Raw genomic sequence first — 1143 nt, forward strand, 5'->3', positions numbered from 1 at the left:
CAACAGCACGGCTGCCAGAAGGAGTTGATGGTATCGCGAGGCTGCACGCCCTGATTGCCCGGCACGGCGGCGATGACCTGGAGCCCGGGCGGGTGATGGTCGGGATCGAGACCGACCGGGGTCCGTGGGTGCAGGCGCTGATCGCGGCCGGCTACCAGGTCTATGCGATCAACCCCAGGCAGGCGGCCCGGTTCAAGGAGCGGTACGCCACCTCGGGGGCCAAGAGCGACAAGGGCGACGCGCACGCGCTGGCGGACATGGTCCGCATTGACCGCGACCAGCTGCGGCCGATCGCCGGGGACAGCGACCAGGCCCAGGCCGTCCGCGTGGTCGCCCGCGCCCACCAGACCCTGATCTGGGAGCGCACCCGCACCTTCCAGCGGCTGCGGAGCACTCTGCGGGAGTACTTCCCCGGAGCCCTGACCGCCTATGCCGGTCTGGAACTGACCAGCACCGATGCGATGGAGCTGCTGATCAAGGCCCCCACGCCCGAAGAAGCGGCCCGGTTGACGAAGTCGCAGATCACCGCGGTCCTGGCCCGCCATCGGCGCCGTGACCGGGACCAGAAGGCCGGCGCGATCCAGGCCGCATTGCGTGAGCCCCAGCTCGGCCTGCCCGCGCCGGTGACCGCCGCCTACGGCGCGGCCGCGGGTGCGCACGCGAGGCTGCTGATCGCGCTGAACGAGCAGATACAGGTGCTGGAAGAGCAGGTGAGCGCGCATTTTCTCGCGCACCCGGACGCTGAGATCTACCTGTCGATGCCCGGCATCGGCGAGATCACCGGCGCCCGGGTGCTGGCCGAGTTCGGCGACGACCCCACCCGCTACACCACCGCTAAGGCCCGCAAGAACTACGCCGGAACCAGCCCGATCACCCGCGCCTCCGGAAAGGTCCACTCCGTCCAGGCCCGCTTCGTGCGCAACAACCGGCTCGCGGATGCCCTGCAACGCCAGGCGTTCTGCTCGTTGCAGAGATCACCCGGCGCCCGCCGCTACTACGACAAACAGCGCGCCCGGGACCTGGACTACAACCCCGCCCTGCGCCAGCTCGGCAACCGCCTCGTCGGCATCCTCCACGGCTGCCTCAAGACCCGCACCCTCTACGACGAGGCCACCGCCTGGTCACACCACGCAACCCTCCCAA

Annotated in this window: 1 protein-coding gene; it reads left to right on the plus strand. The window is 70.0% G+C overall.

Annotated elements, in window-relative coordinates; translation table 11 throughout:
* A partial coding sequence (locus tag ACZ38L_RS39605; protein ID WP_465703033.1) for an IS110 family RNA-guided transposase occupies positions 1-1143 on the plus strand: 1143 nt, incomplete at both ends.

The organism is Kitasatospora sp. NPDC024654, assembly GCF_055559155.1.